Origin of the sequence: Streptomyces sp. NPDC059906 (genome assembly GCF_042730645.1) — a bacterium.
Taxonomy (GTDB): Bacteria; Actinomycetota; Actinomycetes; order Streptomycetales; family Streptomycetaceae; genus Streptomyces; species Streptomyces rubrogriseus.
Genome location: NZ_JBHWKU010000006.1, coordinates 116,543 through 136,618, shown reverse-complemented (window position 1 = coordinate 136,618; position 20,076 = coordinate 116,543). Strand labels below are relative to the sequence as shown.

Genomic DNA, 20,076 nt, shown 5'->3' with positions numbered 1-20,076 from the left:
CGCAGGGGTCACCGCGTCACCGCCAGGCAGTACGCCTCGTCGGTGGCGAGGAGGTTGCGGTGCGTGTCCTCGGCGGTGATGACGCCCTCGTCCAGGACGAGGACGCGGTCTGCGGCGTCCAGCAGGGCGGGGCTGCTGGTGATCACCAGGGTGGTGCGGTCCCGGCGCAGCTTGGCGACGCCCCGCGCGATGAGCTGTTCGGTGACCGCGTCCACGGCCGTGGTCGGGTCGCGCAGCACCAGGACCTCGGTGTCGGCGGCCAGGGCGCGGGCCAGGGACAGCCGTTGGCGCTGCCCGCCGGAGAGGTTGGCACCGCGGTCGCGGACGGCGTAGTCGAGTCCCTCGCGGTACAGGGCGACGACATCGGTCAGCATCGACGCCTCGACGGCCTCGGGGACGGACCGGCTGGTGCCGGACGGGTCGATGTTCGAACGGAGGGTGCCCGCGAAGATCTCGCCGTCGTAGGGGTTGACCAGCAGGTGCTCGCGGACCTCCTCGACCGCCAGCTCCGCGAGGTCCCGTCCGCCGACCCGCACCGTCCCCTCGTAGGTGTCGGGCGGGACGTTCAGGGCCAGGACCGCGGCGAGATCGTCCGCCGCGCGCGGCTGGTACGCCGCGACGGCCACGAACTCGCCGGCGCGCACCCGGAACCCCACCTTGCGCAGCGCTCCGTGCCGCACGCCGGCGACCTCCAGGTCCCCGCCCGGGGCCGGTCGTTCCGTCCCCGGTGTCGTCACCGGCGGCGCGGTGAGGACGAGCGCCATCCGTTCGGCCGAGGCACGCGCGATCATCACGTACTTCGGCATCTCCGAGAACAGCTTCAGCGGCTCCATGATGAACTGCGCGAGGCCCACGGCCATGACCAGCTCACCGATGGTGATCCGGCCCCGGAAGGCCAGCCAGCCCGCCGTGAGGGTCACCGCGGCGGCGAGCACCGCGTTGAGGGCGAGCGCCGTGCCCGCGTAGACGCCGCTCACCCGGGCGACGGTGACGGACTGGCGCTTCGCCTCCGTGCTGATCTCGCGGTAGGAGCGGAACGCCGCGTGGTTGCCGCCGAAGCCGTGCAGCGGGCGCAGGCCGATGATGAGGTCGGCGACCTTGGCGCCGGCCCGGGCCACCCGGGCCTGCTGCTCGCGGGTGCTGGAGCCGATGCGCCTGGACATCACGCTCAGGACGGACAGGATCGCGACGGTGCCCACGATGACCAGCAGTCCGAGCCGGACGTCCGCCAGCCCCAGCGCCACCGCCGCGATCACCACCGCCACCAGCGAGCTGATCAGCAGCGGCACCACCTCGATGATGTCGGCGGTCTGGTCGGCGTCCTCGGTGGCGATGGTCAGCACCTCGCCGGACTTGAGGTCGACGTCCCTGGCCACCGGCTGGAGTCCGCGGCCCGCGACCCGGACCCGCCAGCGGTGCGCCTCGGTGGTGTTGGCCTTCTGCAGGATCCGCATCCCGAACCGCCAGGACAGGGACACCGTCGTGATGATCACGGCAAGGGCGGCGACGGAGACGCCGAGCGCCTGCGGGCTCCGGTCCCGCATGGTGTGCTCGACGATCAGGCCGAGCGCGATGGGGAAGGCGGTCTCACCGGCCTGGTAGAGGCCCATGAGGAGGGTGCCCCACGCCATCGCGCCGACGTTGCGCCGCAGGGCGGTGCGGAGGATGTCGGACCCCGCGCGGGGCCGCTGGGTGTCAGGAGTGGTCATCGAGGTGGCGGGCAATCGCTTCCGGGGTTCGCAGGGTGAACAGATCGCGGATGGTGATCACTGGACCGTACTCCCGGCGGAGCAGCCCGGTCAGCCGCACCGCCAGCATGGAGTGGCCGCCGAGGGCCACGAAGTCGCTCACGGCGCTCACCTCGTCGTCGTCCAGGTCCAGGGCCTCGGCGAAGAGTTCGCACACCGTCGTCTCCGCCTCCGTCTCCGGCGCGCGCTCCCCCGCCGTGGTCAGCGCGCCCAGCGGCCTGGCCTCCGGGAGCGCCTTGGTGTCGGCCTTCCCGTTCACGGTCAGCGGGATGCGGTCGACCTGGGCGTAGTGGGTGGGACGCAGGAAGTCCGGCAGCGCGGCCCCCACTTGGGCGGCGACCTGGGCCAGACCGGCGCCGTCCAGCACGAGGTAGGCGGCCAGCCGGTGGGCGCCGTCGACCTGCGGGTCGGGCTGGGCGACCGCGGCCACGAACCGCACCGCGGGGTGGGCGGCGAACGCGGCCTCGACCTCGCCGAGTTCGACCCGGTGGCCGCGGATCTTGACCTGCTGGTCGGTGCGGCCGAGGTACATCAGGTTGCCGTCGGGGCGTCGCACCACCAGGTCACCGGTGCGGTACATGCGCTCGCCGGGTGCGCCGAACGGGCAGGCGACGAAGCGGTGCGCGGTCTGGGCGGGCTGCCCGAGATAGCCGCGCGCGATGCCCACCCCCGCGACGTACAGCTCGCCGGGCACGCCGTCGGGCAGCGGCCGCAGCCACGGGTCCAGCACGTACACGTCGGTGTTGTCGATCGCGACGCCGACGACCGGGTCCGGGCACTCGAAGGTGCCGACGCCGAGGGTGTTGATGGTGTACTCGGTGGGCCCGTACAGGTTGTAGCCGACGGTGCCGTCGGTCTCGGCCAGCCGCCGCCACAGCGCCGGGGTGACCGCCTCGCCGCCCAGCAGTACCAGCGCGGGCCGGCGGGCCGGGTCGTCGAGCAGGCCCTCGGCGAGCAGTTGCTGCGCGTAGGTCGGGGTGACGTTGACGACGTCGATCCCGTGCTCCAGGCAGTACGCGACCAGCCGGGGTGCGTCGCGGCGCAACTCCTCGTCGCAGATGTGCACTTCGTGGCCGTCGGCGAGCCACAGCAGCTCCTCCCACGACATGTCGAAGGCGAAGGACACGGTGTGGGCGACGCGGAAGGTGCGGTGACCGTGCCGTGCCAGGACCGGTTCGAAGATCCGGCGCTGGTGGTTGACGAGCATGTTGGTGAGTCCGGCGTACTCGGTCACCACCCCCTTGGGCCGGCCGGTCGAGCCGGAGGTGTAGATCGTGTACGCGGGGTGCCGCAGCCGGTCGGGATCGTCCGGCGCGAAGGTCACGCACGGCTCGGCGTCCGGCAGCGGCCGGTCCAGCTCGATCAGGTCCGGGCCGCCGGTGAGCCGGGGCGTCACGGCGCTCACCGTGAGTACGGCGTCGGGGCAGGCGTCCGCGACGATCGCGGCGATCCGCTCGTCCGGGTGGTCCAGTTCCAGCGGCACATAGGCGGCGCCGGTGCGCAGTACGGCGAAGAGGGCCACGATCGAGTCCAGGGAGCGCGGGAGGGCGAGGGCCACCGTCGCCCCGGGGCCGATGCCGCGCCGGGCCAGCACACCCGCCACGGCCCGGCTGCGGTCCCGCAGCTGCGCGAAGGTCGTCGTGCAGCCGTGGGCGACCAGCGCCGTCCGGTCCGGTTCCCGGTCGGCCGCCCGGTCGAAGCGGTCCACGACGGTGTCCGTGCCGATCCCGGTGCGCGGCGCGGGCTCGGGGGCGGGGGCCAGTGGGGGCAGGGCGCCGATCGGCGCACGGGACTCGGCGGCCCCGGTGGCTCCGGCCAGGTCGTCGAGCACCCGCAGGTAGTCGTCGAGGAGTGCCCGGGCGTGGGCGGTGTCGTGGTCGCGGTACTCCAGTTTGACGGTGAGCCGGTCGCCGGGGGTGACCACCCAGGTGAAGGGATAGTGGGTGGAATCGTCGGCCCGCACCGAGGTGATGCCGTGCCGGGAGTTCATCTCGGCGAAGGCGTCCAGGTCCAGGAAGTTCTGGAGGACGAACAGGTTGTCGAACAGCGTGTCGTGGCCGCCGGCCCGCTGGATCTCGCCGAGCCCGAGGTGCTCGTGCTCCATGGCGTCGACCCTGGCCTGCTGCACGGCCGTGAGGTAGGCGCGGACCGTGTCGTGCGGCCGGGCCCGGGTCCACATGGGCACGGTGTTGAGCAGTACGCCGACGATGTCGGCCAGCCCCTCACCCTCGCGGCCGGAGACGGTCACGCCGAAGACGGCGTCGGCGCGGCCGGTGCGGGCGCCGAGGAGAAGGCCGAAGGCGCCGGTCAGCACCGAGTTCAGCGTGACGCCGTACGTCCTGGCGGCCGCCCTCAGCGCGTCCGACCGTTCGGCGGTCAGCGTGTGCGCGAGTGCGCGCGGCAGGTCGTCGGGGAGGGCGGGCGCCGGTCCGGCGAGCAGGGTGGGGCCGGGCAGGCCGGCCAGGTGCCGCGCCCAGAAGCGTTCCGAGGCGGCCGGGTCCTTGGCGGCCAGGGCCCGGGCGTGGTCCTCGAAGCCCGGCGCGGCCGGCCCGGGGTCGAGGGGCTCGCCCGCCAGGACGGCACGGTAGGCGTCGAACAGGTCGCGCAGTACGATCTCGCGCGACCAGCCGTCCCACAGCAGCAGGTGGTAGCTGAGCAGCAGGCCGTCGCGGTCGTCGGGCAGCCGCACCACGGTCAGGCGGATCAGCGGCGGCTCGGCGGGGTCGAATCCGCGTTCCCGGTCCCGGAGGCGCAGGGCGTCGGCCTCGGCCTCCGTCGCCGCCTCGGCCGTGTGGACGTCGACCCGGCGGCCCGCGGCGAGGACCTGGACGGGGTTGCCGTCCTCGTCCGTGGTGAAGCCCGCGCCGGCGGCCGGGTGCCGGGCGAGCACGTACGCCGCCGCCCGGGACAACGCGTCCGGGTCCAGGCGCCGTTCGAAGGTGAAGTAGCTCTGGGCGACGTAGTGTCCGGCCGGGCCCGTCAGCTGGGCCTGGAAGTACAGGCCCCGTTGGAGGGGGGTGACGGGTGCCGTGCGCTCGGCCGTCGCGGCTGCCTCGGCGATCCGTTCCAGGGCGCGGTGCCAGTGCTCGGTGATCTCGTCCGGGACGCCCTCGGCGAGGGTGAAGACCGCGTGCAGGCTGCCGGTGGCCGCGTCGGTCCAGGCGTTCACCTCGACGGCGTACGGGCTGCCCGCGTCGCCGCCGGTGAGGCGCGGTGCGTCCGACTCGCCGCCGCGGCCCAGATAGTTGAACAGGACCTGCGGCCGGGCGGTGCCGAGCAGCGGCGCGGTCTGCGGGTTGAGGTACCTGAGGCCGCCGTAGGCGACGTGCGCCTGCTCGTCCGGCTGGCGTTCGGCGACCTCGCGCGCCGCGGCGACGGGGTCGGTGTGCGCGGTGAGCCGTACGGGCGCGATGGCCGTGAACCAGCCGACGGTGCGGGTGTAGTCGTGGTGGCCGAGAGCCGGGACCCGGCCGTGCCGCTCCAGGTCGACCGCCAGGTCGGTGGGCGTCGGCTGCACGCGGGTCAGCGCGGTGCGCAGCGCGCCGCACAGCAGCTCGGTGAGGCCGAGGCCCAGTGCGGCGGGAGCGGTGCGGGTCACGCGGTCGCTCATCTCGGGGGCGAGGACGACCGTCGTCTCGCGCCGCTTCCCGGCGGCGGGCAGCGGTGCGGGCGCCCGGAGCGTGGTGATCCAGTGGTCCAGGCCGTCGGTCTCCTGCGCGGCCCGCCGCGTGAGCGCCTGTGCGTACTCGCCGTAGGACGTGGTCGGCGGTGCCGGGACGGCCCCGCGCATCGCGGCGGCCAGGTCGTCCAGCAGGATCAGCCAGGACACGGCGTCGACGGCGAGGTGGTGCACGGCGACCACCAAAGTGCGGCTGGTGTCCAGCCAGGTGAACGCGACGATGCCGCCGTTCTCGGGATCGAGCCGGCCGGCCGCCTCGTCGGCGGTCCGCGTCACGTCGGTTCCGGCCCCGCGGGTCACCGTGACCTCGCGGACGGGTGCGGTGCTCAGGGACCACACCCCGTGCTCGACGCGCAGCCGCAGCCGCAGTGCCGGGTGGGTGGCGACGACGGCACGCGCGGCGCGCTCCGCGTCGGCGAACCCGGTTCCCTCGGGTGCGGACAGTGTCCTGGCCTGGGCGAACCGGGTGAGTGATCCGCCCAGTTCGCGCCGGCGCAGCATGATCGGTGTGGGTGGCAGCGGGCCGTCCTGGTGGCCGGTGGATGCGGGGGGCGCCTCGGGCGGCGGTGTGCGCGTCGCCAGGTGCGCGGCGAGCGCGCGGGGTGTCCGGAGCAGGAACACGTCGCGGGGTGCGACGGGCAGGCCGGCCGCCCTGGCTCGGTTGATCACGGTGATGGCGACGATGCTGTCGCCTCCGGCACCGAAGAAGTCGGTGTCGGCGTCCGGTGCGGAGCCGGGCAGGGTCTCGGCGAAGAGGTCGACGAGTGTGGCGAGTACGGCGTCGTTCCCGCCCTGCGGTGCGGCCTCCGCGCTCGGCGTGCGGGTCGCGCGCTCGGTCAGTACCCTGCGGTCGAGCTTCCCGTTGACCGTCAGCGGCAGGGCGTCCACGGGCAGCACCCGGCCCGGCACCATGTGGGCGGGCAGCTTCGCCGACAGGAGACCGGTGAGGTCCGCGGGCACCCGGCCCACGACGTGCGCGACCAGGTGGTCGTCGGTGTCCGCCACGGTGACGGCGGCGTCCACCACGCCGTCGAAATCGCGGATCGCGGATTCCACCTCGCCCGGTTCGATGCGGAAGCCCTTGAGCTGCACCTGGTCGTCGGCGCGGCCGGCGAACTCCAGCTGCCCGTCGAGGGTGCGGCGGGCGAGGTCGCCGGTGTGGTACATGCGGGAGCCGTCGGCCGTGAACGGGTTCGCCACGAACCGGCCGGCGGTGAGCCCCGGCCTGCCCAGGTAGCCGAGCGACACCTGGTCGCCGGCGACGTAGATGGCGCCCACCCGGCCCGGCGGCACCAGGCGGAGCCGGTCGTCGAGCACGTGGGTGACGAGACCGGGGACCGGGCCGCCGATCGGGCTGGCGGCACGGTCGCCGGGGGCGAAGTCGGCGGCGGTCAGCACCCGGTGGGTGACGTGGACGGTGGTCTCGGTGATGCCGTACATGTTGACCAGTTCGGGCGATTCGGTGCCGTGCCGCGCCACCCAGTCGCGCAGCCGTGCGAGGTCCAGTCCCTCGCCGCCGAAGATGATCCTGCGCAGTGCGGGCAGCGGCTCGCCCGCGTGCCGGTCGGCCTCGGCGAATTGGTGGAACGCCGAAGGGGTCTGGTTGAGCACCGTGACCCCGCGCTCGCGGACCAGGCGGTGGAAGTCGACCGGGGAACGGGTCAGACCGTAGTCCGGCACCAGCAGCTCACCGCCGTGCGTGAGAGCGCCCCACAGCTCCCAGACGGCGAAGTCGAAGGAGAAGGAGTGGAACTGGACCCACACGTCGTCCGGGCCGAAGGCCATGGCGGGCCGGGTGTTGGCGAGCAGCGTCACCACGCTGGAGTGGGGGACGACGACGCCCTTGGGGCGGCCGGTCGATCCGGAGGTGTAGATCACGTACGCGGGGTCGTGCCAGCCGCCTCCGGGTCCGGGCTCCGCGGCGGTGGGCGGCTGCTCCTGTCCCGGTACGAGCAGGCGGGCCCGCACGTTCGCGCGGTCCAGCAGCCGCGTGAACCGGTCGCGCTGCTCCGGGGCCACGAGGACGACCTGCGGGGCGGAGTCGGCGAGGACGTACTCCAGGCGCTCGTCGGGGTAGGCCAGGTCCAGTGGTACGTAGGCGCCGCCCGCGCCGACGACGGCGATCAGGGCGACGACCTGCTCGACGGAGCGCGGCACGGCGACGGCGACCCGCTTGCCGGGACCGACCCCGGCCGCGCGCAGGACGGCGGCCAACTCGTCCTTGGCCAGCACCAGTTCGCCGTAGGTCAAGGAGCGGGTGGCGCCGTCGAGGGCGCACTGGGTGACGGCGGTGGCGGCCGGGTCGCGGCGCGCCGCGGCGTCGAACAGTTCGCCCAGGGTGGTCGGCGAGACCGGCTCGGCCCGCCCGGCGCTCTCGGACGCCAGGGCGCCGACCGGTGCCTCCGGCCGGGTGAGCAGACCGGTGAGGGTCCGGGTGAAGGTGCGCAGGATCTCGCGGACCTCGGGTTCCCGCAGCAGCTCCGCGTCGTGGATCAGGTTGAAGCGCGGGCGGCCGTCCGGTGTGCGCTCCACCACCAACGTCAGCGGGTAGTGCGGGGCGCCCTCGTTGACGATGCCGGTGACGGCGAGGGTGTCGCCGGGGCGCCGCAGTCCGTCCACGTCGGTCGCCACGTCGAACACGACCAGGGTGTCGAAGAGCGGTCCGGCACCGGCCCGGCGGGCGATGCGGGCCAGCGAGACGTGCTGGTGCGGCAGTACCGCGCCCTGGTGTGCCCGGACGGCGGCCAGCAGTTCCCGCGCGGTGGTGGTGGCGGCCCAGCGGGCGCGCAGGGGGATCGTGTTGATGAACAGGCCCACCATGTCCTCGACCCCGGGCACGTCCGCGTCCCGTCCGGAGACCGTGGAGCCGAACACCACGTCGTCGCGGTGCAGGATGCCGCCCAGGGTGAGGGCCCAGGCGCCGTGCACGGCGACGCTCAGCGGCACACCGGCCGACCGGGCGGCCGCGTCGACGTCGGCGTCCGCCGTCGTCGCGGTGTCGGCGAAGTGGGCGGAGGGCGGCTGCCCCTCGGCGATCAGCGACGGGCCGGGGAGGTCCGCCAGTTGCTCGTCCCACACCCGGTCGCTCACCGCGTCGTCGCGTGCGGCGAGCCGCCGCACGTGCTCGGGGAATCCGCCCAGCGCGTGGCCGGAACCCGGCGCCCGGTATTCGGCCAGCAGGGTGCGCAGCATGGGCGGTACGGACCAGCCGTCGGCGACGATGTGGTGCACCGTCTGCACCAGCACGTGTCTGCCGGCTCCCGCGCGGACGAGGGTGTACCGCATCGGCGGACCGGTGGCCAGGTCGAATCCGGCGCGGCGGTCGCGCTCTGCGTGGGTACGGATCTCGTCGTCGGTGATGCCTGGGCGGTCAAGGACGGCGAAGGGCGCCTCGTGCCCGCTCTCCAGTACGGAGACGACGCGGCCGTCGGCCAGGGGCACGAAGCGCGCGGCCAGGTTCGGGTGGAGGGCCAGCAGGCGGGTGGCCGCCGCGGCCAGTCGGCCGGGGTCCACCTCGCCCTCCAGCGTGAGCAGTTGCTGCTCGACGTAGCTGCCGGTGGTGTCGTCGTCGTAGGCCGAGTGGAAGTACAGGCCCTCCTGCAGCGGGGTCAGCGGGAGGATGTCCCGCAGCGCCGGGCCGTCGAGGGCGTCGACGTCCGCCTGGGTGAGCGGCAGCGGGTGGAAGTCGCTGGGCGAGTGGCCGCCGTCGTCCAGGGCGGCCAGCCCCGTGAGCGCCTCCAGGTAGTACGCGCCGAGGGTGGTGATGTCCGTGTCGCAGAACATGCCGTCCGGCCAGGAGATGGCGGTGACCAGTGTGTACGCGCCGGTGGCGTCGGGTTCGGCGATCGCGTTGAACTCCAGGGCGCGGGGCAGCCGCATGCGCGGGTCGCGCTTCTCGCCCAACTGTCCGTTGACACTGGCGAGTTGCCAGTCGCCCGAGGAGCCCGCGTCGAAGCGGCCCAGATAATTGAAGAGCACCTGGGGGGCGGGTGTGTCGAAGGCGACCCGGGCCAGATGGCGCAGCGCGCCGTAGGAGACACCGTTCTCCGGTACGCGGGCGAGGTCCTCCTTGACCGCCTTGAGCGCGGCGGACAGGTACGCGGGTGCGGTCGGGTCCGGGGCGGTGCCGGGGTCGACGGTCACCGGGAAGAGGGTGGTGAACCAGCCCACGGTCCTGGAGAGTTCCGGTTCGAAGCCGGCGGAGGGGGCGACGAACGCGGCCTCGCGGCCGTGGCCCTCCAGTTCGATGTGCGCGAAGGTCTGGGTCTGGCCGAGGTCGTGGCGCCGTCGGGCGAGGGCGACGGCGAGCGCGGTCACCAGGACGTCGTTGACCCCCGCGTGGAACTTCGCGGGCGTGTCGCCGAGGAGCGCGGCCGTGGTCGTGGCGCCGATCGACACGGTCCGGATCCGCTCGCGTGCCACCGTGTCGTCCGCGCTCAGGGGGCGCCCGCCCAACGGCTCGTCGGGTCCCGGCAGGGCGCGGCGGAAGTAGGCGCTGTCCGCGTCGAACGCCGCGCGTTCCAGGAGCTGGGTCCAGCGCCGGAACGACGTTCCGGCCGAGGGGAGTTCCACCGCCGTGCCCGAGGTGAACTGCCGCCACGCCGTGGCCAGGTCGTCCGTCAGCACCCGCCAGGACACACCGTCGATCACCACGTGGTGGACGACGAGGGCCAGTTGCCGTGCCTCGCGGCGCCAGACGGCGCGCAGCATCGCGCCGCCCGCCGGGTCCAGTTCCTCGGTGGCGAGGGCGAGGCACGCGTCGAGCGACTGGTCGCTCTCCCGCCAGAGCGCCGCGGCCGGGACCGCCTCCGCCTCCGGGATGTCGAATCCCCAGCGCTCGCCGCGCACCAGCCTGGCCCGCAGCATGGGGTGCCGCCGGACCACGGCGGCGAGGATCACGTCGAGGGCGTCGGCGGTCAGGTCCGCCGGGGTGTTGAGCACGACCGACTGGACGAATCCGTCGACGGCGTCCGTGGTCTCGCCGAGCCACTGCACGACGGGCGACCCCACGACGCTTCCGGTGGGCACGTCACGGTGGTCCACGACGGTGGTGTCCTCGCGGCCGGCCACCGCCGCCAGCGCTCCCACCGTGCTGTGGGTGAAGATCTGGCGGGCCGTGACGTAGAGTCCCGCGTCGCGCAGCCTGCCGAGCAGCGAGATGGCCAGGATGCTGTCGCCGCCGAGCTGGAAGAAGTCCTGGTCGACGCCGACCCGGTCGAGTTGGAGCAGCGCCGCGACCGCCGCGCACACCGTCCGCTCCTCGTCGGTGGCGGGCGGGGCGGACGAGCCCGCGGGGATCACGGGCTCGGGCAGCGCGTTCCGGTCGAGCTTGCCGTTCGCGGTGAGCGGGAACTCCCTCATCACGACCACGTGGGTGGGCACCATGTACTCCACCATGTGCCGGCCGGCCCAGGCCTTGACCTCGTCCGCCCGCAGGTCCTCGTGTCCGGCGGCCGGGATGACGTATCCCACCAGGTAGGTGCCGCCCGCCGTGTTCTTCTTCGCGACGACGCAGGTGTGGCGCACGCGGGGGTGTTCGGCGAGGCCGACCTCGACGTCCTCGATCTCCAGGCGCATGCCCCGGATCTTGACCTGGTTGTCCGCGCGGCCGAGGAAGTCGAGCGAGCCGTCGGGGGCGAACCGCGCGAGGTCGCCGGTCCGGTAGAGCCTGGAGCCGTCGTCGGCGAAGGGGTTCGCCACGAACCTGGATGCGGTCAGGCCCGGCGCGTTCACGTAGCCGCGGCCCAGCAGCAGTCCCCCCGCGTACAGTTCGCCGCCGACGCCGACCGGGACGGGGCGCAGTTCGTCGTCCAGGACGTACAGCCGGGTGTTGGGGTTGGCCCGGCCGATCGACGTCGACAGACGCTCCGCCGCGCCCCGGTAGACGACGTGCGACACGCCGATCGTCGTCTCGGCGGGTCCGTAGCCGTGGTAGAGGGGGATGTCGAGCCGGGTGCGGAAGCGCTCGTAGAGTTCGGGCGTGAGCACCTCGCCGCCGCACCAGACGTGGCGGAGGCTGCCGAGGCGCCCCGAGTCGCCGGCCATCTCCAGCAGCACGTCCAGCATGGACGAGACCAGGTAGGTGAAGGTGACGCGCTGTTCGTCGATCACGCTCAGCAGGTGGTGCGGGTCGCGTTCGCCGCCGGGCCGCAGGACGACGAGTCTGCCGCCGCTGACGAGGGGCAGGAAGATCTCGTTGATGGAGATGTCGAAGGACAGCGGCGCCTTGAACAGGGACGCGTCGTCGTGGCCGAAGCCCAGGATCTCGTGGATCTGCCAGAGCAGGCGCTCGCTGATCGCCTCGTGCCGGATCATGGCGCCCTTGGGACGACCGGTCGAGCCCGAGGTGAAGATGACGTAGGCCAGGGCGTCGCCGGGAACGGTGACGCCGGTCCCCTCGGTGGGACGGTCGCCGAACCGCCAGTCGCCGAGGTCGACGGCCACGGCCTCCGGTTCGCCCGGGGCGCTCTCGCCCGAGGCGTTGAGCTGTACGGCGACCCCGGCGTCCTCGATGACGACGGCCCGGCGCTCGGCGGGCCAGTGCGGGTCGAGCGGGACGAACGCGCCGCCCGCCTGGAGGACGGCGAGCAGTCCGATCACCATCTCGGCGGAGCGTTCCAGGGAGATGCCGACGACGTCTTCCGCGGTGAGCCCTTGTGCGATCAAGTGGTGGGCCAACTGGGCCGATCGTTCGGCAGCCTGACGGTAGGTCAGGGTGCGGTGCTCGTCGACGACGGCCACCGCGTCCGGCCTGGCGCGCGCCTGTTCGCGGAACATCTCCACCAGGCCGGGGCGGACCCGGTCGGCGTCGGTGTCGTTCCACCCGGCGAGGAGCTCCAGCCGCTCCGCCGGGCCACAGGGGCCGACGGTGCCGAGCGGGCGGTCCGGGAAGTCGGCCAGGTCGTCGAGCGCGAGCTGCGCCTCGTGCGGCACCACGTCGTCCGGGAGCGTGATGGTCCGGCCGGTCGCGTCGACGCTCCAACCGGTGGGCGCGGTACCTGCGTTGTCGGCCCAGCCGAGCACGTCGGTGAACAGGGTGCCCGGGGTGAGGTCGAGTCCGGCGGGGCCGCGTCCCTCGGCCCAGTACGCCAGGGCGACGGCGCACGCCTCGGTGATGACCTGGTCGGAGAAGTCGCCGGTGCGGCGGCGCAGGCCGGTCAGCTGCGCGGGAGAAAGCCGTACGAGAGAAGCGGTCGGTTCCATCATCGAAGACTCAACGCCCCTTCCAAGGAATGAAGGCAGGCTAACCTAACTTAGGCATGCCTAACACCCCGCCCGGCTGCCCTCCCGCCAGGCCCGCCACAGCCGTGCGTAGCGCCCGCCCAGAGCCACCAACTCCGCGTGCGTGCCCTCCTCGACGACCCGTCCGGCGTCCAGGACGGCGATCCGGTCCGCCGCCATCGCCTGGGTCAGGCGGTGCGCCACGAACAGCGTGGTGCGTCCCGCGCACGCGGCGAGCACGGCCCGCTCCAGCTCCGCGGCGCCCTCGCTGCCCGCCTCGGCGGTCGACTCGTCGAGCACCACCACGGGCGCCCGGCCGAGCACCAGCCGGGCCAGCGCGATCTGGGCGACCTTGGTCACGTCGAGGCGCTCGCCGCCCTCACCGACGGGCGTGTCCAGCCCGTCGGGCAGCGCGTCCACCCACCGACCGGCGCCGACGGTGCGCAGGGCGGCCAGGAGTTCGGCGTCGGTCGCCTCCGGCGCGGCCAGCCGCAGGTCGTCGGCGAGCGGACCGGAGAACACGTGCGTCTCCTGGGTCAGGATGCTCACCAGGGCCCGCGCCCCGGCCTCGTCCAGCTCCGCCAGGTCCACCGGCCCGACGCGCACCGACCCCGCCTGCGGGGTGCCGACGCCCGCGACCAGCGCGGCCAGCGTCGTCTTGCCCGCGCCCGTCGCCCCCACGAGGGCGAGCGAGCCCCCTGCCGGGATCGTCAGGTCGACGTCCCTGAGGACCGGTTCGTCGGCGCCCGGGTAGGTGAACGTCAGCCCCCGCACGGTCACCGGGTACGCGCCGACCGCCGCCGGCCCGACGGACGCGTCGCCGACCAGCCGGTCCGCCGCGTCCTCCCCCAGCACGCCGACCAGCCGGGTCAGGCTCGCGCCCGACTTCTGCGCCTCGTCGAAGGTGAACATGATGGCGCCCAGGGGGGTGAACAGCCGGTGGAAGAGCAGCGGTGCCGCGGACACCTCGCCCAGGGTGGCCGCGTCCGCCTCCAGCAGCGCGTAGCCCACCACGATGATGAGGGTCAGTCCGATGAACTCGGCGCGGTTCTCCCGGCCGACGAACCGGCCGAAGAACCGGAACACCTCGATGCCCAGCTCGCGCACCCGCCACGACTCCCGGGTGACCCGCTCGCGGAAGGCGCCTTCGAGCCGGTAGGCGCGGACGGTGTCGATGCCGTTCAGGCCGCTGATCAGGGCCTGCGCCCGGTCGGCCTGGGCCACCCGCTGCTTCTGGTACAGCGGGGCGGACCTCGGCAGGTACCAGCGCAGGGCCAGCGCGTACGCGGGCAGCGCACCGGCGCCCGCCAGACCGAGCCGCCAGTCGAGCCCGAACATGCCGGCCGTGGCGATGGCGACGAGGACTCCGGCCGAGAACACCGTGGGGACGGCGGTGCGGATCCCCTTGGAGATCACCGCGACGTCGTCGCCGACCCGGGACAGCACGTCGCCGCGGCCCACCTGTTCGACCCGTGCGCTGGGCATCGCCAGGACGGCGCGGACGGCGCCCTCCCGCAGCCGGGCGAGCAGGTCGGCGCCCAGCCGCCCGATCAGGTAGGTCGACACCGCGGTCGCCACCGCGCCGAGCAGCGCCGCGGCGACCATCAGGGCCCCGATCGCGACCAGGACGGACTGCGAGTCGCCCCCGGCCACCGCGTCGACCACCCGGCCGAGCAGCAGCACGGGGAGCACCTGGAGTGCCGCTCCGGCCACCGTGGTGAGCACCGTGGCGGCCGTCAGCCACGGCACCTCGCGGCAGTGTGCCGCGACCCACCGGCCGGACTCGCGTCCGGTCGCCGTACGCAGGACGGCCGGGGCCGTGGCGACGCGGGTGTCGCTGACGCTCACACCTACCCGGCCGACTTGACGAGTTCGTCGACGGCGTACGGCATGGACAGCAGGGTGCCCTGGGAGATCGCCGCGCCGACCGCCGGGCCCTCGCTGTCCAGCAGGTACGACACCTTGCCGTTCTTGACGGCGTCCAGGTTGGTGAACAGCTCGAACTTCTTCAACGCGTCCTGGTCCGCCTTGTCGTTGATGACGAAGATGCGGTCCACGTCGACCAGGTCGACGCGCTCGGGCGAGAGCGTGGTGTAGAAGTCGCCGCCGGCGACCTTGTCGATCTCGGTCTGGTACTTGAAGCCGATGCCGGTCACCAGCCGTCCGCGCACGTCGGTGGAGGTGAACGGGGCCACCGAGTCCTTGTACCAGGACAGCACGACCGCGGTCTGGTCCGCGAACTCGGGGTGCGCCTGCTTGGCCGCGTCCAGCTTGCCCTGGATGTCGGCCACCATCTTCTCGCCCTCCTCGGCCTTGCCGAGCGCCTTGGCGATGTGCAGCGCGTTGTCCTGCCAGGGAGCGCTGAACGGCTCCTTCTCGCCCTTGGTGCGGCCCACCGTGGGCGCGATCTTGGAGAGCTTGTCGTAGGCGGCCTGGTCGATCTCGGAGTAGACCGCGACGATCAGGTCGGGGCGCAGGGCGGCGATCTTCTCGTAGTTGGGGCCCGTGTCACCGTTCTTCATGATGACCTCGGGCTTGGTGTCACCCCACTTGTCCTTCACCCAGGGCCACTGGGTGTTGATGTCGGGGCTCTGGCCGGCCGGGTTCGGGTACTGGTCGACCATGCCGACGGGCTTGATGCCGAAGGCCAGGACGGTCTGGTCGTCGGTGTACCCGACGGAGACGACCCGCTCGGGCGCCTTGTCGATCTTCGTCGTTCCGAACGCGTGCTCCACGGTGACCGGGAAGGCGCCGGCCGCGGCCGGGGTGCCGCCGCCCGCCTCGTCCGCCGGGTCGTCGGAGTCGGAACCGCACCCCGCGAGGAGTCCGACGCCGAGCGCGGCGGCGGACAGCGCCGCCGCGAGTCGTCGCCAGGGCTTCATACGCGTCGTTCTGAGGAGCATCCCGGGCATCCCTTTGCTGTCGCGCCAACCAGTGTGAGGTAAGCCTACCCTCACTTCAGCAACTCGGGTGCGGTTCGGTCGACTTCGACATGGGTGCGTCCGATCGGCACGATGAGCGGGCGGCCCCCGACCGGGTCGTCGATCACCTTGGCGCGCAGCCCGAACGCCTCGTGCAGCAGGCCGGCGGTGATGACGTCGCGCGGGTGCCCCTGCGCCAGGATCGCGCCCTCCCGCATGACGACCAGGTTGTCGCTGTAGCGCGCGGCCAGATTGAGGTCGTGCAGCACCATGACCACGGTGCGCCCGGACTCGTGCAGGTCGTCGACGAGGTCGAGCACGTCGACCGCGTGCGCGAGATCCAGATAGGTGGTCGGCTCGTCCAGCAGCAGCAGGTCGGTGCCCTGGGCGAGGGTCATCGAGATCCACACCCGCTGGCGCTGCCCCCCGGACAGCGAGTCGACGGGCCGGTCCGCGAGGTCGGACACGCCGGTCATGGCCAGCGCCCGCCGTACGACGTCGGCGTCGTCCGAGGACCACTGCCGCAGCCAGCTCTGGTGCGGGTGACGGCCCCGGGCGACCAGGTCGGACACCGTCAGTCCCTCCGGGGCCACCGGTGCCTGGGGCAGCAGGCCGAGCTTCTTCGCCACGTCGCGGGTCCGGAGCGCGGCGATGTCCTCGCCGTCCAGCACGACCGTTCCGCCGGTCGGCCTGAGCAGCCGGGACAGGGTGCGCAGCAGGGTCGACTTGCCGCAGCCGTTCGGTCCGATGATGGTGGTGATCACCCCGGGCGGGATCGCCACGTCGAGGCCGTCGATGACGGACCTGGACCCGTACCCGACGGTGACGGCCCTGGCCGCCAGGCGTGAGGCGCCGTCAACTTCCGTTTCGGTCCCGGTGATGGACTGAACGACCACAAGGCCCCCTCGATTAGGCTCGCCTTACTTTGTACCAGCTATCTGCGGTTCGCCCGCACCAGCAGATAGACGAGGAAGGGTCCGCCGATGGCGGCGGTGACCACGCCGACCGGCAGCGAGACGGGCAGGGCGGTGCGCGCGACAAGGTCGGAGCCGGTCAGCAGCAGCGCCCCCACCAGGCCGGAGGCCACCAGCGGCGGGGTCGGGCACCTGGCCAGCCGCATCGCCACCTGCGGCGCCACCAGCGCGACGAACGGCACCGGTCCCGCCGCGCTCACCGCCACACCGGCCAGCAGCACCGCGCACAGCAGCAGGACCGCGCGCACCGTCCCGTACCGGACGCCGAGTCCGGCGGCGACCTCGTCGCCGAAGTGCAGCGGCTTGAACTGGAAGGCGACCGAGGCCACGACGACCAGCAGGACGAGCGTGCACCACAGCGCGACGTGCACCTCGTCCCACGACCGGTTGTCCAGCGAGCCCACCAGCCACGCCTGGGCCCGGGCCACGTCCCTGATGTCGGCGGTGACCAGCAGCCACGTCGTGATCGCCTGCATCACGGCGTTCACCGAGATGCCGATGAGGATGAGCCGGAAGCCGTCGATCCCGCGGCGCCACGCCATGAAGTACACCAGCAGCCCCGTGCCGAGACCGCCCGCGAGCGCCGCCGCCGACAGGCCCACGGAGTCGGCCACGGCCGTGGCGGCGCCGCCGGACACCGTCACCAGGAACACCGCGACCGCGCCGGCGCCGCTGGTGATGCCGAGGACGTCCGGGCTGGCCAGCGGATTGCGGGCGATCGACTGGGTGAGGGCGCCGGACACTCCGAGCGCGACGCCCACGACGAGCCCGGCGAGGGCGCGGGGCATCCGCAGATCCATGATCACGAACCGGTCGACCTGCTCGCCCCCGCCGAAGACGGTGGCGACGACCCGGGGCAGGGCGATGGGAAAGTCCCCGACCCCGATGGACAGGCAGAACACCAGGAAGCCCGCCACCGCCAGAAGCAGGGTGACGCCCGCGATCCAGGGCCGCCACACGAAGGACAGGCCGCCGAACCGCACGCCGGGCGCCACCGGAGTCCGCACGTCCGCCTTCACGTCCGCCTTCACGTCCACCGCCGCATCCGCCCCGTTCGTCCTCATGTCCGCCCCGTTCACGCGCTCTTGAACTTCCCGCGCCACACCAGGACGGCGAAGAACGGTGCGCCGAGGAGGGAGACGACGACCCCGGCGTCCAGTTCCCCCGGCCGTACGACCAGGCGCCCCACGATGTCGCAGACCAGCAGCACCACGGCCCCGAGCAGACCGGCGTACGGGACCAGCCAGCGGTAGTCCGGGCCGGTCAGGTACCGGGCCACGTGGGCCACCATGAGCCCGAGGAAGGCGATGGGGCCGCAGGCCGCCGTCGCCGCGCCGGCCAGCAGGGTGATGGCGACGATGCCGAGGGTGCGGGTCAGCGCGATGTTCACCCCGAGTCCCCGTGCCACGTCGTCGCCCAGGTTGAGCAGGTTGACCGAGGGCAGTGTGGTCAGCGCCAGCAGCAGCCCGGCGGCGATGAAGGCCGACACGGGCCAGATGACGTCGAAGCCGACCCCGGTCAGCGAGCCCGCGTTCCAGAACCGCAGAGCGTTCAGCGAGGCCTTGTCCGTCAGCGCGACCGCCGTGGTCATCGCCGCCAGGAACACCGTGACGCCCTGCCCGGCCAGCGCGAGCGTCAGCGGGTTGCCCGCTCCCCGGCCGATGCTCGACAGCCCGAACACGACGACACCGGCGACCGCAGCGCCCGCGAAGCCGAACCAGACGTACTGGAACGGGCTGGTGAACCCGAAGGCGGCGATCCCCGACACCACGGCGAACGAGGCACCGGAGTTGACCCCCAGCAGCCCCGTGTCGGCGATGGGGTTGCGTGTGTACCCCTGGATCAGCGCCCCTCCGACGCCCAGCGCGATGCCGGCCACGACGGCGAGGACCGTGCGGGGCACCCGCACGGTCTGGACGATGAGCCTGATCTCGGTGAGGCGCTGGTCGGACTCGGGCGCCGCGAACAGCCCGTGCCAGACCTCGGCGGGGCTGAGCGCACGGGCGCCGACGGCCAGTGAGGCCGCCGCGGCGACGAGGAGGAGCGCCGCGAGCAGCCCCAGACCGGCAACGCGGCGCCTGCGCGCCTCTGTTGGGCCCCTGGGAGTGGGTGCGGGACGCTCCACCTCGGTCGTGGTCATAGCGCCGTACATTAACGCGCGCCGGTGCCGGTCCCGTCGGCGACCGTACGGGCCTCGTCGGAAGCGGACTTGAGGCCCCTGCCGAGGAGCGACTCAAGGATCTCGCCGACCCGGACGGCGGTGTTGGAGAGCAGCGACGAGGTGATGCCGTGCGTGTGCTCCGTGCCGCCCTGGAGGTAGATGCCGCAGCGCAGGGCGGGGTCGGTGGCGACGCGGTAGTCGCGCTCGACGCGCACGCGGCCCTCGTCGTCGCGCAGGCAGCGGTCCGCGACCTCGCCGAGCAGGCCGAGGGGGTCGGCGGGGCCGTAGCCGGTGGCGAGGACCACGACGTCGGCATCCAGGTGGCTCTCCTCGCCGGTGACCAGCGACGTCACGGTGGCGCGCACCCGGTCGGGCGTCTCCTTGACGTCGGAGAGCCGGGACACGTTGAGAAAGCGCAGCCGCTCGGTGCCGAGGACCTTCTCCCGGTACATCTGCCGGTACAGGTCGTCGATCAGGTCGATGTCCACCACGGAGTAGTTGGTGTTGCCGTGGTAGTCCATCAGCCGGCGTTTGACGCTGCCGGGCGCGGTGAAGTAGTCGTCGACCGCCGCCGGGTCGAAGATCCGGTTGGCGAACGCGCTGTCGTCGGCGGGGCTGTAGCCGTAGCGGGCGAAGACCGCGCAGACCTCGGCCGAGGGGAAGCGGCGGTGCAGGTAGGCGACGTTTTCGGCGGCGCTCTGCCCGGCGCCGACGACGACGAACCGGGAGGGTGAGGTGCCCTCCAACGTGTCGACCCTGGCCAGCAGTTCGGAGTTGTGCCAGACGCGGTCGCCGCGCTCCACGCCCTCCGGCACCAGGGGGCGCAGCCCGGTGCCGACGACGAGGTTGCGCGCCCGGTGGACCTCGAGCCCCTCCCCCGAGCGCACCGTCACCTCCAGGTGGTCCACCACGCCGTTCCGCACGACGGGTGCCACGCCGACGACCTCGTGGCCGTAGGAGACCATGTCGTCGACCTTGGCCGCCGCCCACTCGAAGTAGTCGTGGAACTCGACCCGGAGCGGGAAGAGGTTCTTGTGGTTGATGAAGTCGATCAGCCTCCCCTTGCTCTGCAGGTAGCAGAGGAAGCTGTACTTGCTGGCCGGATTGCGCAGGGTCACCAGGTCCTTGAGGAAGGACACCTGCATGGTCGCGTCGTCGATCAGCATGCCGCGGTGCCAGCCGAAGCGCGGCTGCTGCTCGAAGAAGCGGGCGTCGAGTTCCTCCTGCCCGCCGGCCTGTGCGTTGTGTTCGCGGATCGCGATCGCCATGGCGACATTGGACGGTCCGAAGCCGATACCAATGAGGTCGTGGACCAGCGTTGAGTCAGCAGGAAGAACCTGTGACATGTCACTCCCATCGTGCGCCGGAAACT

8 protein-coding genes are annotated in these 20,076 nt (G+C 72.9%); all 8 read right to left on the bottom strand.

What is annotated here, in order from left to right:
* Nucleotides 1–8: 8 nt before the first annotated feature.
* From ACFV9J_RS12105 to ACFV9J_RS12070, 8 genes are read right to left on the bottom strand one after another with little or no spacing between them, the layout of a single operon-like run.
* Nucleotides 9–1,709 carry an ABC transporter ATP-binding protein gene (locus tag ACFV9J_RS12105; protein ID WP_385353126.1) on the bottom strand — a complete coding sequence of 567 codons (1,701 nt, stop codon included), beginning with the start codon at nucleotides 1,707–1,709 and terminating at the stop codon, nucleotides 9–11.
* Nucleotides 1,696–12,633, bottom strand: coding sequence for an amino acid adenylation domain-containing protein (locus tag ACFV9J_RS12100; RefSeq protein WP_385353124.1), 10,938 nt, complete (start codon nucleotides 12,631–12,633; stop codon nucleotides 1,696–1,698). Before ACFV9J_RS12100 ends, ACFV9J_RS12105 begins: the two co-directional genes overlap by 14 nt.
* 57 nt (nucleotides 12,634–12,690) lie before the next feature.
* Complete coding sequence (locus ACFV9J_RS12095) at nucleotides 12,691–14,496, bottom strand: ABC transporter ATP-binding protein (protein WP_385353122.1); 1,806 nt, start codon at nucleotides 14,494–14,496, stop codon at nucleotides 12,691–12,693.
* A 2-nt stretch (nucleotides 14,497–14,498) separates the two neighbouring features.
* A complete protein-coding gene (locus ACFV9J_RS12090; RefSeq protein ID WP_385353120.1) occupies nucleotides 14,499–15,551 on the bottom strand; it encodes an iron-siderophore ABC transporter substrate-binding protein in 1,053 nt (350 codons plus the stop codon).
* Nucleotides 15,552–15,601: 50 nt separating this feature from the next.
* Nucleotides 15,602–16,465, bottom strand: a complete 864-nt coding sequence (locus tag ACFV9J_RS12085; protein WP_385353118.1) for an ABC transporter ATP-binding protein — start codon at nucleotides 16,463–16,465, stop codon at nucleotides 15,602–15,604.
* Between the two features lie 38 nt (nucleotides 16,466–16,503).
* Entirely contained in the window at nucleotides 16,504–17,607 is a 1,104-nt protein-coding gene (locus tag ACFV9J_RS12080; RefSeq protein ID WP_385353116.1) for a FecCD family ABC transporter permease, read from the bottom strand.
* Nucleotides 17,608–17,618: 11 nt separating this feature from the next.
* Entirely contained in the window at nucleotides 17,619–18,683 is a 1,065-nt protein-coding gene (locus tag ACFV9J_RS12075; protein WP_385353114.1) for a FecCD family ABC transporter permease, read from the bottom strand.
* Nucleotides 18,684–18,694: 11 nt separating this feature from the next.
* On the bottom strand, nucleotides 18,695–20,050 hold the full coding sequence (locus ACFV9J_RS12070) for a lysine N(6)-hydroxylase/L-ornithine N(5)-oxygenase family protein (protein WP_385353112.1): 1,356 nt from the start codon (nucleotides 20,048–20,050) through the stop codon (nucleotides 18,695–18,697).
* Nucleotides 20,051–20,076 lie beyond the last annotated feature (26 nt).